This window comes from Gulosibacter molinativorax (assembly GCF_003010915.2).
GTDB classification, from domain to species: Bacteria; Actinomycetota; Actinomycetes; order Actinomycetales; family Microbacteriaceae; genus Gulosibacter; species Gulosibacter molinativorax.
Window position 1 is genome coordinate 2,015,368 of record NZ_CP028426.1, and the last position, 13,010, is coordinate 2,028,377.

Here is a 13,010-nt window from a genome sequence, read left to right on the forward strand (position 1 = left end):
CTCGTCCTCCCTTTTTCGCGATTCGGCCCGCCTAGTCGACCGCGGTCGTGTCGATCGGTTGCGTGTTCGATGTCACGCCCCAGCGCTTCGGGATGCGAATCTCAACTGAGGTGCCCTCCCCCGGCTTCGAATTCCAGGTGATGGTGCCGGCAAGCTCCCCCTCAACCAGCGTGCGCACGATCTGCGTGCCGAGACCGGTGCCGTCGTGGCCGCCGACCATACCCCGACCGTTATCGCGAACGGCGACGTTCATGAACTCGTCGTCACGCTCCACCTCGACGACGACGTGCCCGTCGGTGACGTCATCGCTGAACCCGTGCTCCACGGCGTTCGTCACGAGCTCGGTGAGTGCGAGCGCCATCGGCGTCGCGTATTCGCTCGGCACGGCGCCGAACGAGCCGCGCAGCTCGGGGCGGATGCGACCGGTACCGGTGCCTCCCGCAACCTCGGTCGCGAGGCGCATCACGCGCAAGAAGACCTCGTCGAACTCGACCGACTGCGAGAAGCCGCCCGAGAGGGTGTCGTGCACGACCGCGATCGAGGAGACGCGGCGCATCGCTTGCAGCAACGAGTCGCGCGCCTCATCCGAACGCGCGCGACGAGCCTGGATGCGCAACAGCGCCGCGACGGTCTGCAGATTGTTCTTCACCCGGTGGTGGATCTCGCGAATCGTCGCGTCCTTAGTGATGAGCTCCTGCTGCTGGTGTCGCACCTCGGTGGTGTCCCGGCATAGCAGCAGCGCCCCCATCCTGGTGCCCTGACGGTGCAGCGGGATCGCGCGCATCGTGACGTTCACGCCACGCGCATCGATGTCGGTCATCCACGGCGCCCGGCCGGTGACCACGAGCGGCAGGGCTTCGTCGACCGTGACGTGTCGCTTGTCGTCGACGAGCGTCGACGCGACATCGGCGAAGACCTCGCCCTCGAGCTCGCCCCCGAACCCGAGCTTATTCATCGCCGAGAGCGCGTTGGCGCTCGCAAACGTGACCACACCATCCGGGTCGAGCCGGATGACGCCGTCGGATGCGCGAGGCGCGCCCTGGCGGTTGAAGTCCGGGGCATCGAGGTCGGGGAACTCCGCCGCTTCGATCATCGTGAAGAGGTCTTCGGAAATCTCGCGGAACGTGATTTCCTGACGCGTGAGGTGTCGAGGCCCGGAGAGGTTCGTGTGTCGGCTGAGAATCGCGATGGGCTTCTCCGACCGCACGGGCTTGCCATCTACGGTGCGCATCGAGTGCACCGGGGTAATCGTGAGCTGCGCTGGAATCTCGTCAAACCAGTCGGGTGCGGAGGACCGCACGGTCTCCCCCGTCTGATACGCCTGCTCGACCTCGGCCGCCCACTGCTCGCGGATCTCTTGGCCGATGAGGTCGCGATAGAACAGCGTAGGCGCGCCCGAGGGGCGAACCTGGCCGACCGCGACGAAGGTGTTTGCCTCGGTGCGGACCCAGAGGACAAGGTCTGCCGTCGCGAGGTCCGCAAGGAGCTGCCAGTCGCTGATGAGCCAGCTGAGCCATTCGCGGTCAGCTTGGTCCAGCGTGCTAAAGCGCTGAATAAGGTTGGTGATGCTCGACACCCGATAAGCCTACGAGACTCCGGCTGGCAGAATTGCCATCGCTCGCGGCCACGCGCTCGGCAAGCGCGCCGATCGCCCTCGCTAATTGCGAGCGTGGGGATGCGTCAACGACCGACAGCGCACCCGCAATCGCCCGGTCACAGGCCTTCGGGTCGTTCGGCAGGAGTGTGACCTGTTCAATACCGCCGAATCGCCGCAGGACCTGCCGGACTTGCCCCGCCGCATCCATTCCGGTGGCGCCGCCGCGCACCTTATTCACGACCGCCTCGATGTGACACTTCGCGCCCACGCACTCGAGCAGGTGGAGCCGCGCGCGCAAATACCGCTGTAGTCCGAGCGGCGTTCCCTCGGCGAGCGCAATAACCGAGTCCGACAGCTCGAGAGCGGTGTGGGTCGCGGCATTGCGGCGAGGGGCGCTCACGTCACTGACGATCTCCTCGTCGCGTTCCAGGTTGAAGCCCGCGTCGATCACGACGACGTCCGCGTGCAGCTTCGTCTGTTCGATGACCCCACGGATGCGCGGTCGGCTGAGCTCAGGCCAGCGATCGGGATTCACAATGCCTGCCAGCACTCGGAATTTTGCGGACGGCGTAGAAACCTCGGAGGAGACGCGATCGAGCTCGGCTTCATTCAGCGCATCGGCACCCGCGAGTCGGCACGCCGCCGCGAGCCCGGGCGCCTCATCGGCGATCCCGAGGAGCTGCGCGACGGCGCCACCATAGGGGTCGGCGTCGATCAGCACGACGCGCAACCCGCGGTTCGCGAGGGATGCGGCGAGACCGATCGCGAGCGTCGTGCGGCCAGGTGACCCGTGCGGGCCCCACACCGTCACGACGTGGCCTGGGCCGTTCCTACGCGCAGGCTGCGCGCGATTCGCGCGCTCTCGACGGCCTCGACTGCGCTGAGCTTTTTGCCGAGCGTCGCCCGAGGCCTCGGCCTCGGCAGGTTCGTTTCGGCCGGGTCCGCGTTCGCTCGAAACATCGTGGGCGGAATCGTGCTGCGTCGGTCCACCGGCCTCGCCACCCGCCGCGGGCTTCGTGCGGGGCTTCGCCGGGCGCTTCGCGCGCTCCGCCTGCTCACGGTGCTTCCGTTCGCGACGAGAGAGTGCCTGTTCGGGTTCGCCCCTCGCCTGCCCGGTGCTGCCTGCATCCTTGCCGGTACCTGCCGCAGCGTGCGGTTCGCTGCCCCGGCTACCGGGCGCCTGTGGCGCGTCGCCGCGTGCAATCGCCTGCTGACGCACGAGCACCTCGAGCTGCTCCCACTCGACCTGCGCATCCAGCCGATCAACGACGCCGAGGGCGAGAGTGTTGCGACGCTCAAGCTCGTCCGCCATGAGCACGATGATGCGCGAGCCCGCGGCGTCGCAGGCCGCGAGGCTCCGCGGGGTGAGCGTCTCCGGGCCGCCCTGCGCGATCACCACGTCTGGACGGTGGCGGCCGACTGCCTCGATCAGCGCGTCCGAGCCGGCGGGCCGATCGACGACCTCGTGTCCGGAGATAAGAATGCCCTCGAGGAGGCGCGCCTCGATGTCGAAATCAATGGCGAGGAGAATGCGCATCCCACTCACTCCCCGACGGGTCGGTAGAGGGGTACGACGTGCAGGCGCGACCCGTTCGTCAGCGCAGTGAGCACCTCGGCGAGATCGGTATCGGGGATGCGCAGCTCCACCTCAACTTGCCCGCTATTGACGAGCTGCTGGGACTCGAGCACGCGCACGACCTGCGCCTGCTGCACGAGAGCAACGGGCGTGTTGTACGTCCCCGGCCGCTCCCCCGGAGCCGCGGCCCAGAGCTCGACCGCGACGCCGGTACCGACGTCCTCCGGCAGCGCACCGCTGATCGTGACGACTACGGGCGCCGAGGTCTCGTCACCAGCCCCAATCGCGCTGAGCGGAAGGTATTCTCCCTGGCCGATTGGTCGGGTCGAAATCACCGCCGAGCCGTCAAAGCGATCGGGTGTGAGGTAGAGCTCGTGACTGTCGGAGATCGGCACGTTCACGATCGAGAGCGACTGCTCCGTGATCGCATCGCCCTGCGCAATCGGCGCCGCCGCGACATACACCGCGACGGTCTGCTTGGCCTGCGAGACCACCCAGATCACGCCCAGCACCGAGGCCACCACCAGGACGCAGCCGATGAGCAACCGCGGGTCGAGGCGGATGCGTTGACGAAGTGAGGCCATCATGACTCCGATGCGTAGGCGAACTGCAACGGATGCAATATTGCTCGATCCCTGGCCATCCGCCGGGAAGTTATCCACAGGGGTAACGCCGAGCGCCGCCGCATAGCATGATGTTTACATGCCCCCGCACTCGGATAGCCCTTTCGAGCGTTTCCTAACGCTCGCTGACGTGGCCGACATCCTTAATGTTGAGCTCGACGTCGCGCGTGAGCTCGTCGAATCTGGCGAGCTCGCGGCGATTCGCATCGGCCAAGTCGGCCAGTGGCGCGTCGAGCAGCGAGCGCTGGAAGATTACGTCCAGGACCAGTACGAGCGCCAGCGCCGCGAGGCCCGCTTCGCCGAATCGGAGTTCGACGACATCCCCGAACTCACCATTCCCCGCGAGGACTGGAGCTAGAGCGTCCAGTCGCTCGCCGGGTCCTAATTAGTCGGTCTGGATGCGGATGAGCGTCACGTCGCTCAGCGGGATGAGTCGGATGCTGCTGATCTGGCTCTGTCGCCGCGGCACGTCAACATCGTGCGTCGCGACGTCGATGTGATCGCGCCCGACTCGATCGATCGTGCCGTAACAGGTTCCGGTCACCGTCGTAATCTCGCAGTGCGCACGACGACGGGCGAGATCGCGAAGCGGGATGCTCAACCCGAGCCTGCCCGCGACGGAACCGGGGCGATCCGGGAGCGGCTCGAGCGAGCGCGAGATCTGATCGCGAGTCAGTAGCACCGCGGCGATCCCGGCGAGTGGCACGATGCACGCACCATAGCTGCGGACCACGCCGACGAGGTCGGCCCCGAACCAATCGGCGCCGAACTCGACGGGGCGAATCTCGACGCGCTCGCCGGTGTGAAGCTGCAGCCCGATTCTCTCGTCCGCCGCCAGGTACGCATCCAGCGCACCGAGTCGATCGCGCAGCGTGAGCCGGGTAACCCGCAACCGTTCCTCGTCGATGGCCGCTCGTCGACGCTCTTCCTCGAGGCCAGCATCGAACTGGCCCGCGAGGTCATCGAAGAGTTCGTCCCAGCGCATTCGGTCATTGTCGGGCATGCAATCGTTGCGCGGCGCGAGTTATCCACAATCGCCGAGATACCCCGACGCGTTCTCCACAGTTCAGGTGGAGTTTCCTTTCCGTCGCGCGATTCGCGGTTCAATGGTCACGAATTGGTATAGACCGGCCAACGTTGGCTCGGCCCGAAAGGCTCCCGTAGTGATGTCAAGAACCGCCCATTCCGACCGTTCCACCGCGACACCACGTTCCACCACCGCTCCAGCGCCTGCCGCCGCGCGCCTGCGCGTCGTCGAGAAGACGCACGATGTTCCGCGCAAAGAGGTGCTCGGCGAGGGCGTCCTGACCGGGAAACAAGTCACCGCCGACCTCCCGGATCCCGAGCCCCTCCTGCGAAACCTCGGGCGGAGCGTTTTCGAGGCGATGGCCGGGGTCCGCGACATTGAACAGATGGCGCGGTGGGTCGCTCCGGATGTGTACTCGGTTCTGCTGCAGCGCGTGCAGCACTCGGCACGCGCCCGCCGTATCCGCGGCAAGACCGTTCGTCGCCCATACATCGTGACCAAGACCTGCCTGTGGCAATCCCCTCGCGCAGGCGTCGTTGAGGCGACGGTGCTCGTTGACCTCGGGGCACGTGTCCGTGCTGTGGCGATCCGTCTCGAGGAGTTTCGCGGTCGCTGGCGCGCCGAGCGATTCAACGTGCTGTAGCTCGCATGTCGCCGCTAGAGAAGGTCCTACGCGTCAAGCAGCCATTCGGATGCGGCCTCGAGTCGCTTCGAACCGATCCCGTAGTGATCAAGAAACGCCCGCGCATCCAGCGAGGCCGCGAAATCGAGCAGTGACGCGCGACGGGACGCCACCATCTCGTCAACAATCTCCCGCGGCTGCCATGACTCGTACGGATGCGTCCGTCCCCGGTGCCGCTCGTTGACCGCGCGCACGGCGAGTTCATCCTGCCTGGCAAGCTCTTCGTCGCTGGCTCCGAGCGCGAGCAGGATGACCGACACGACGATCCCGGTGCGGTCGCGGCCCGCAGAGCAACACATGAGCGCGCCCGGGGAACCCGCGAACACCTCGCCCACCGCGCCCGCCACCCGATCACCAAACATGTCGAGGAAGTCGGCATAGCCGGAGGTGTGGTTCATGTACGGTCGGAATCGAGCTTGGAACCGCGGGCTGCGCGGGTCCTCGATCGGCGAGAACTCGTAGTCGATTCCCGCGACGCCTGCATCGGCGGGTGCGCCACCGGGCTCGGACGGGTCGCGCAGGTCGACGATGCGACGCACCCCGGATGCGGCGGCCTCGCGGAACCCCTCGGGCTCCCAAGCCTCCGGCTTACCCGAGCGAAACAGCACGCCCGGCCGGATCGCGCCTGCCGCGACCTCGATGCCGCCGAGATCGCGGGCGTTGAACGCGCCGGCCCAGTGCTTGTCGGCCCGTCGCTCCTCAACCGTGTGCTCTCCAACCGTGCGCGCGTCACCCACGCTCGTCTCTGACCACCGACGGCTGCTGGCGACCTCTTGAGAAGCCCCTCGCTCCACTACCGGCTCACTACTCCGCGTCGGTGTCGGGCTTCTCGGTGGCGTGCTTTGCGCCCGAAGGCTTCGCGGGCGGACGCTTGGTCGCGCCGCTCGCGCTCGTCTTCTGGCCGAACGCGCCCACCTGGGTCTTCTGCTGGGAGGCACGCGCCTGCTCGCGGGCGAGGTCGGCCGCGGAACGGCCCTGCGTCGCCCCGTGCTTGGCCGGGTTGCCCGACTTCGACTTGGCCTTCTTGGGAGCGGGTCGGCCAGCGGGCGCCTTGGCGCTTCGCGCCACCGAGCCCGCGGGGGCCTCGCCGGCTCCGGCGCGGGCCTCGCTCAGCGCGGATGCGGTGCCCTGCGACATCTCCTTGCGGATCGCCGCGCGCGTCGCGTTGGCATTCACCTGACCCGAGCCATCGGTCACCTGGACGTTGCCCTGGTCGTCCGCGGCCGAGTAGTTGAGTCGCTGCGGCTGCTGCGCGTCGAGGCCCTTCGCCTGGATGCGCACCTGACGCTGCTTCGAACCATCCTCGGCCTCGACTTCGGTCACCTGGACGTCGAGGTTCATGAGGAACCCGACCGATTCTTCGCGGATGCCACCGAGCATCTGCTGGTACATCTCGAAGCCCTCGCGCTGGTACTCCACGAGCGGGTTCCGCTGCGCCATCGCGCGCAGGCCGATGCCGTCCTTCAAGCTGTCCATCTCATAGAGGTGGTCGCGCCACTTGCGGTCGATGACCTGCAGCACCACGCGGCGCTCGAGCTCTCGCATCGCATCCTCGCCGAGGAGCTCCTCGCGCTTGTCGTATGCGAGCTTCGCGTCCGAGCGAACCTCGGCGACAACGTCTTCCGAGCTGACGCGGTCCTCGCCGTGTTCTTCGACGATCTCCTCGACCGTGACGGTGACGGGATAAAGCTGCTTCAGGTCGGTCTCAAGCGCCTCGACGTCCCATTCCGCGGGGTCTGCGCCGCCGGTGTGCTCGGTCACGATGTCGGAGATCGCGCCGTCGATGAAGCCCTGCACCTTGTCGGCGAGGTCGTCGCCCTCGAGGATCGCGCGGCGGTCCGCATAGATGGACTGGCGCTGCTCGTTCAGCACGTCGTCGTATTTCTTGACGTTCTTGCGAATCTCGGCGTTGCGCGACTCGACCTGCGTCTGCGCCTTACGGATCGCGCCCGAGACGATGCGCGATTCGAGCGCCATGTCGTCCGGGGTGTTGTCGTTGTCCATGATGGCGCGCGCGGCGCCCGTGTTGAACAGACGCATGAGGTCATCGGTCATCGACAGGTAGAAGCGGCTCTCGCCGGGGTCACCCTGACGCCCCGAACGACCACGCAGCTGATTGTCGATACGGCGCGATTCGTGGCGCTCGGTGCCAAGCACGTAGAGACCACCGAGCTCGGCAACCTCTTCGGCTTCTTCCTTCACCTCGGATTTCACGCGCTCGAGAATCTCGGGCCACTTCTTCTCGTACTCTTCCGCGTTCTCTTCGGGATCGAGTCCGAGCACCGTCATCTCGGCAACCGCGATGAACTCAGCGTTACCGCCGAGCATGATGTCGGTACCACGACCGGCCATGTTCGTCGCCACGGTGATGGCACCCTTGCGACCCGCCTGCGCGACAATCGCGGCCTCTCGCGCGTGGTTCTTCGCGTTCAGCACCTCATGCTTGACGCCGCGGCGCGCGAGCAGTTTCGAGAGGTATTCGCTCTTTTCGACCGACGTCGTGCCCACAAGTACGGGCTGGCCGGCGTCGAATCGCTCAACGATGTCCTCGACCACCTGGTCGAACTTGACCTTCTCGTTCTTGTAGACGAGGTCCGGCTGGTCGATGCGGGCGAGATCCTTGTTAGTCGGGATAGGAATGACACCGAGGCCATACGTCGACTGGAACTCAGCGGCCTCGGTCTCGGCCGTACCTGTCATGCCCGCGAGCTTGTCGTACATGAGGAAGTAGTTCTGCAGCGTGACGGTCGCGAGCGTCTGGTTCTCTGCCTTGATCTGCACGCCCTCCTTGGCCTCAATGGCCTGGTGCAATCCCTCACTGTAGCGACGCCCGGCGAGGATGCGGCCCGTGTGCTCGTCGACGATATTGACCTCGCCGTTCTGCACCACGTACTGCTTGTCGCGAGCGAAAAGCGACTTCGCCTTGATCGCGTTGTTGAGGAACGAGATCAGTGGCGTGTTGGCCTGCTCGTAGAGGTTGTCGATGCCGAGCGCATCCTCAACCCTGTCGATGCCTGGCTCAAGGATGCCGATCGTGCGCTTCTTCTCGTCGACTTCGTAGTCGCGATCTTCTTTCAGGCGCTTCGCGAGCTTCGCGAATTCGACGTACCAGCGATTCACGTCACCGGATGCGGGACCGGAGATGATGAGCGGGGTACGGGCCTCGTCGATCAGGATGGAGTCGACCTCATCGACAATGGCGAAGTAATGACCGCGCTGCACGCACGCATCCACCGAAGCCGCCATGTTGTCACGCAGGTAGTCGAAGCCAAACTCGTTGTTCGTGCCGTAGGTAATGTCGGCGGCGTACTGCTCGCGGCGCTGCGCCGGGGTGAGCCCCGACACGATGCAACCAGTCGTCATGCCGAGCGCGCGGAAGACGCGACCCATGAGGTCCGACTGATAAGACGCCAGGAAGTCGTTCACGGTAATGACGTGCACGCCCTTGCCCGGAATCGCGTTGAGGTAGGCCGCGAGCGTCGCGACGAGGGTCTTACCCTCACCGGTCTTCATCTCGGCGATGTTGCCGTCGTGCAGTGCGCCACCACCCATGAGCTGAACGTCGTAGTGACGCTGGCCGAGCGTTCGGCGCGCGGCCTCACGGACGGCGGCGAAGGCCTCGGGAAGAAGCCCGTCGAGGATTTCCTTGTCCGACTTCCCCGCTTCGGACTCGGCCTCGTACCGCTCGCGGAAATCCGTGGTCATTTCGCGCAGCTCGTCGTCGCTGAGCTCTTCGAAGCCGCCCTCGAGCTTCCCCACATCCTTCGCCATGCGCTCGAGTCGGCGCACTTGCCGCCCTTCGCCAAAACGAAGCATCTTCTCGAGGATTGAAGCCAAACCGATCTCCTGATAATTCTCTACACGGGGCCAGGCGAGTCTGCGCGAGCGATGCTGCGCGGCAGAGTGCTGCGAGGCGAGCCCCGGCCATCGTCACATCGTACTTCCCCAGAGTGAATGTGCGCAGACAGCGGTGTCGCCGACTAAGGCAGCCCGAGGGCGCGAGCCTGGGCGCGCAGAACCTGTTCAAGATAGGGCCTCCCTGACTCGACGCTGTTGCGATAGTGACCTGCAATCTCGAACGAGATCGTGCCGAGCAGCTCCGTCCAGGAACGGATAGTGAGAAAGATGTCCTCCACCGCCACCCGGGGCGCGGCCGCCGCAAACCCCATCTCGACCAACCACGCACGAATCCGGGCAAAGTCTTCCGCGAGCGCGGCGTCCGAGGTGTCCACGGCATAGGTACCTGCGGGGAGGGCAAAGCCCGCCTCGCGTGCGGCGACCACAATCCCGACGAGTGCGACGATCACCCGGCTGGCCGAGCCGATGGTCCGCTGCGGTGCGTCGTACCCGATTACCGGGGTGCCGTAGAGCAGCAGGAATTCGTGCGGCCGCGCGGTGCCCCAGCGACGCGCAGCCAACCCCGCGGCCACCCAGCCGGAGGTACCACGCGCCTCGCCGTTCGCTTCCCACACCTGCGCGATGCCCGCATCCACCGCCTCGCCGAGCGACTCGTATGCCTCGACAATGAGCTCGGTGAGGAGCTCATCGCGATTCTTGAAATACCGATACAGCGCGCCAACCGTCACGCCGACCTCGCGAGCGACCGCGCGCATCGACAACGCCGCCGGCCCGACGAGCGTCAGCTCGGTGCGCGCGGCCGCGAGAATGCGCTCGCGCATTGGCGTCTCCGACGCAACCATCACGACCTCCGTTCTCAAACCCGCGCCAACCTGCGTGTATGCCGACAAAGCCTTGACCACGTGAACACTGTTCACCATACTGGAAGTATCGAGTGAACAGTGTTCACTACCGCCTAGTCCCAGGAGGCCACCATGTCACACATCATCGTTCTCGGCGCCGGTCCCCTCGGCCGCGCCGCTACCGCAGCCCTGCTCGATCGCGGGGATGCGGTCACCGTCGCCACCCGCTCCGGCACCGTTCTTCCCGGCGCGGCAGCCATCCAGGCCGACGTCACCGACAGCGAATCGATGGCATCCCTCCCGAAGTTTGACGCGATCGTCGCCTGCGTGAATTTCCCGTACGGACAGTGGCAACAAAACTGGCCCCCGGCCATCGACAATCTCATTGCGCTGGCCGAGCGGTTGGATGCACCACTCGTCATCGCCGGCAACCTCTACAGCTACGGGCCAAGCGCCACCGCGTTCAAAGAGACGGACGATATGCGCGCCACCTATCGCAATGGCCAGATCCGCGCCGATGTGTGGCGGAAGGCCCTCGCCGCCCACCACGCGGGGCGCATCCGGGCCACCGAAATCCGCGGCAGCGATTACGTCGGCCCAAATACGGGCATGAGCGCGCACGGCGGCGATCGGCTGCTCGGCCCCGCAACGACAGGCAAGACGGCGTTCATCATCGGCGACCCCGATCAGCCGCACGCCTGGACGGCCACTCGCGACTTTGGCGCCATGCTGGCCCGCGCCACGACCCAAGAACAAATGTGGGGCCGGCCGTGGCACGTCCCCTCGGCACCGCCACTCACGATCCGGGAGCTTTCGACCCTTGCCGCCAAACTAGCGGGGAACGACGCGCCACCGCGCATCCTCTCGATGCCGCGCCCGCTGTTGCGGGTCCTTGCGCCTTTCAACTCGGCGATGTCGGCGATTCTCGACGCGTCGTACCAGTTCGACTACCCGTTCCGCGTCGACGACACGGATGCGCGGACCCTGCTCGGCATGACCCACACGCCGATCGAGACGACCGTCGCGGAGGCGGTGCGAGCGATGCAGGCCCCCGAACCCGCGTCGAGCACTCGCTAGGCAAAACGGCCGGGCGAGCCCCGCATCCCAGGCCCCGAACGAGAGAGCCCCACCCGGTAAACCGGGTGGGGCTCTCTCGTAGCTTGGTCGACCAACTCGGTCGATCAGTGCGTCGCGTTAGGCGACGGATGCCTCTTCCGACTGCGCCTGCTCTTCGTCGCCGAGCGCGATGACACCGTAGTCCCAGCCGCGGCGTCGGTAGACGACCGCTGGACGCTCGGTGTCTGCCTCAATGAACAGGAAGAAGTCGTGGCCGAGGAGCTCCATGTGGTCGACCGCATCGTTCGGGGTCATTTTCTTTGGAGCGAACACCTTTTCGCGGATCACGATCGGGTTGTAGGCCTCGTAGTCTTCGTCTTCCGACGAGACGCCCTCCACGGGAGCTGCCTTGCCCGACACAACATCGATGATGCCGGTGTCTGCAGGCACGATGTCTAGGTCGGCGAAATCCCCCGCCGCTGCCTCGCCCAGGCTCTGCCCGCGGTGAGCCTTCTTCTTATCCTTTACGCGGCGCAGTCGTTCAACCAGCTTGTCGAGCGCGATATCGAATGCGGCGTACTTGTCACCAGCCTCTGCCTCAGCACGAATCGTCGGGAATGGACCGAAGATCGTGATTTCTACCTTGCCTCGGTCGAGGTCGTTACCCGCACGGTCAGTGCGCTTCTTGACCTTGACTTCGACGGACTGGGCGCGACCGGAGAGCTGCTGCACCTTCGCAGTGACCTTTTCATCTGCATATTCGCGGAATCGGTCCGGGATCTCAGTGTTACGGCCGCTGATGGTGACGTCCATCTCACCCTCCTTTGTAGAAACTCGGGAGCAAGAGTTTCCGCCTACATCCCGAGCTGGAATGTGTTGTGTTCCTTCATCATAAGCAATGGTTTCCGAGCCGTCCTTGAGAGTTCTCCTTGGCGACACTTATAGACTTAATGAGTGTGGTATTTGAGCTCGACTCGAGCGATTGCCACAGCCCCGAGAACGTTCGCGTGGGCCGCCTCGAGTGCGCGCGCTGCCTCCGCGAGGGTCGCGCCCGTGGTGACCAGGTCATCCACGATGACACAGCGGTGCCCGCGCACGAGATCGTGCGCGACGAGGGCGCCGTGAAGGTTGCTCGCGCGGGCGTCGCGACCGAGCGTTGACTGATCGGCGACCGCCCGGGCGTGCCGCAGGGCGTCGACCGGCCTCGCGTTCGGCACCGCTCGTTCGAGCAACAGCTGGATGTGATCGTAGCCGCGGCGTGCCCGCGCAGCACGCCGAGAGGGCACCGGCACGAGCAGGATGGGTTCGGTGCGATCGCCGTCGCGCTGCGGGAGGAGCTCCCCCACTCGCCGTAGCGAAAAGCGCAGCAGCTCCGCGAGCTCCTTCGCGAGATCGGCGCGTCCCCGCTCCTTGAAGGCGTCGAGTACGTGCTGGAGGACCGGCTCGTATGGCATTGCGGTGATGACGCGCAGCGGCGCGACTCGTTCATCGTCGCGCAGCGGCGCGTCACGTTCATGGTCGAGTTCCGCACCCGGCAGCCACATCCCTTGGGGATCGACTGCGCACCCGAGCGCATCCAGGCACTCCCGGCACAGCCTCGTGTCATTCTTCCCGCACCCACCGCAACGCACCGGAAAGAGCATCGCGAGCGCATCCAGAACCGGTTTGAGCTTCGATTTCACCCGTCCAGTCTGCGCAGGCGCGCCATGCTCGGCTCCGACGCATCCACAACCCTTGCGATTGTGGATG

Annotated in this window: 12 protein-coding genes; 3 read left to right on the plus strand and 9 right to left on the minus strand. The window is 65.9% G+C overall.

The window, feature by feature from the left end; translation table 11 throughout:
* Positions 1-31: 31 nt before the first annotated feature.
* Genes GMOLON4_RS09440 through GMOLON4_RS09450 form a run of 3 tightly spaced genes read right to left on the minus strand, consistent with a single transcriptional unit; the run spans position 32 to position 3,760 of the window.
* The gene (locus GMOLON4_RS09440) at positions 32-1,576 is read right to left on the minus strand and encodes a sensor histidine kinase (protein WP_026936434.1); all 1,545 of its coding nucleotides are present in this window, start codon (positions 1,574-1,576) and stop codon (positions 32-34) included.
* Positions 1,542-3,134, minus strand: coding sequence for a nucleotide-binding protein (locus GMOLON4_RS09445; RefSeq protein WP_051266527.1), 1,593 nt, complete (start codon positions 3,132-3,134; stop codon positions 1,542-1,544). Before GMOLON4_RS09445 ends, GMOLON4_RS09440 begins: the two co-directional genes overlap by 35 nt.
* Before the next feature lie 5 nt (positions 3,135-3,139).
* A complete protein-coding gene (locus GMOLON4_RS09450) occupies positions 3,140-3,760 on the minus strand; it encodes an SAF domain-containing protein (RefSeq protein WP_035732355.1) in 621 nt (206 codons plus the stop codon).
* Positions 3,761-3,926: 166 nt separating this feature from the next.
* Here GMOLON4_RS09450 and GMOLON4_RS09455 point away from each other — a divergent pair, with 166 nt between their 5' ends.
* Positions 3,927-4,154 (plus strand): helix-turn-helix domain-containing protein, encoded by a 228-nt coding sequence (locus GMOLON4_RS09455; RefSeq protein WP_322745114.1) that lies wholly within the window; start codon positions 3,927-3,929, stop codon positions 4,152-4,154.
* A 27-nt stretch (positions 4,155-4,181) separates the two neighbouring features.
* Here the strand turns inward: GMOLON4_RS09455 and GMOLON4_RS09460 are convergent, their stop codons facing one another.
* The gene (locus tag GMOLON4_RS09460) at positions 4,182-4,781 is read right to left on the minus strand and encodes a hypothetical protein (protein ID WP_026936436.1); all 600 of its coding nucleotides are present in this window, start codon (positions 4,779-4,781) and stop codon (positions 4,182-4,184) included.
* A 181-nt stretch (positions 4,782-4,962) separates the two neighbouring features.
* Here GMOLON4_RS09460 and GMOLON4_RS09465 point away from each other — a divergent pair, with 181 nt between their 5' ends.
* The gene (locus GMOLON4_RS09465) at positions 4,963-5,466 is read left to right on the plus strand and encodes an Rv3235 family protein (protein ID WP_051266535.1); all 504 of its coding nucleotides are present in this window, start codon (positions 4,963-4,965) and stop codon (positions 5,464-5,466) included.
* A 26-nt stretch (positions 5,467-5,492) separates the two neighbouring features.
* Here GMOLON4_RS09465 and GMOLON4_RS09470 read toward each other — a convergent pair whose 3' ends face one another.
* The 3 genes from GMOLON4_RS09470 to GMOLON4_RS09480 form a co-directional block, all read right to left on the minus strand.
* On the minus strand, positions 5,493-6,242 hold the full coding sequence (locus GMOLON4_RS09470) for a tyrosine-protein phosphatase (protein WP_026936438.1): 750 nt from the start codon (positions 6,240-6,242) through the stop codon (positions 5,493-5,495).
* A gap of 67 nt (positions 6,243-6,309) precedes the next feature.
* The gene (secA, locus tag GMOLON4_RS09475; RefSeq protein WP_084147403.1) at positions 6,310-9,342 is read right to left on the minus strand and encodes a preprotein translocase subunit SecA; all 3,033 of its coding nucleotides are present in this window, start codon (positions 9,340-9,342) and stop codon (positions 6,310-6,312) included.
* Positions 9,343-9,485: 143 nt separating this feature from the next.
* Positions 9,486-10,184 carry a TetR/AcrR family transcriptional regulator gene (locus GMOLON4_RS09480; RefSeq protein WP_026936439.1) on the minus strand — a complete coding sequence of 233 codons (699 nt, stop codon included), beginning with the start codon at positions 10,182-10,184 and terminating at the stop codon, positions 9,486-9,488.
* Between the two features lie 153 nt (positions 10,185-10,337).
* On the opposite strand from GMOLON4_RS09480, the gene GMOLON4_RS09485 reads away from it, so the two are divergent.
* Positions 10,338-11,282: an NAD-dependent epimerase/dehydratase family protein gene (locus GMOLON4_RS09485; RefSeq protein WP_026936440.1), complete on the plus strand. Its 945-nt coding sequence runs from the start codon at positions 10,338-10,340 to the stop codon at positions 11,280-11,282.
* Between the two features lie 117 nt (positions 11,283-11,399).
* Here GMOLON4_RS09485 and hpf read toward each other — a convergent pair whose 3' ends face one another.
* Together hpf and GMOLON4_RS09495 are read right to left on the minus strand one after the other, a co-directional pair.
* A complete protein-coding gene (hpf, locus tag GMOLON4_RS09490; RefSeq protein WP_026936441.1) occupies positions 11,400-12,074 on the minus strand; it encodes a ribosome hibernation-promoting factor, HPF/YfiA family in 675 nt (224 codons plus the stop codon).
* 134 nt (positions 12,075-12,208) lie between these two features.
* Complete coding sequence (locus GMOLON4_RS09495; RefSeq protein WP_084147404.1) at positions 12,209-12,943, minus strand: ComF family protein; 735 nt, start codon at positions 12,941-12,943, stop codon at positions 12,209-12,211.
* Positions 12,944-13,010: the final 67 nt, after the last annotated feature.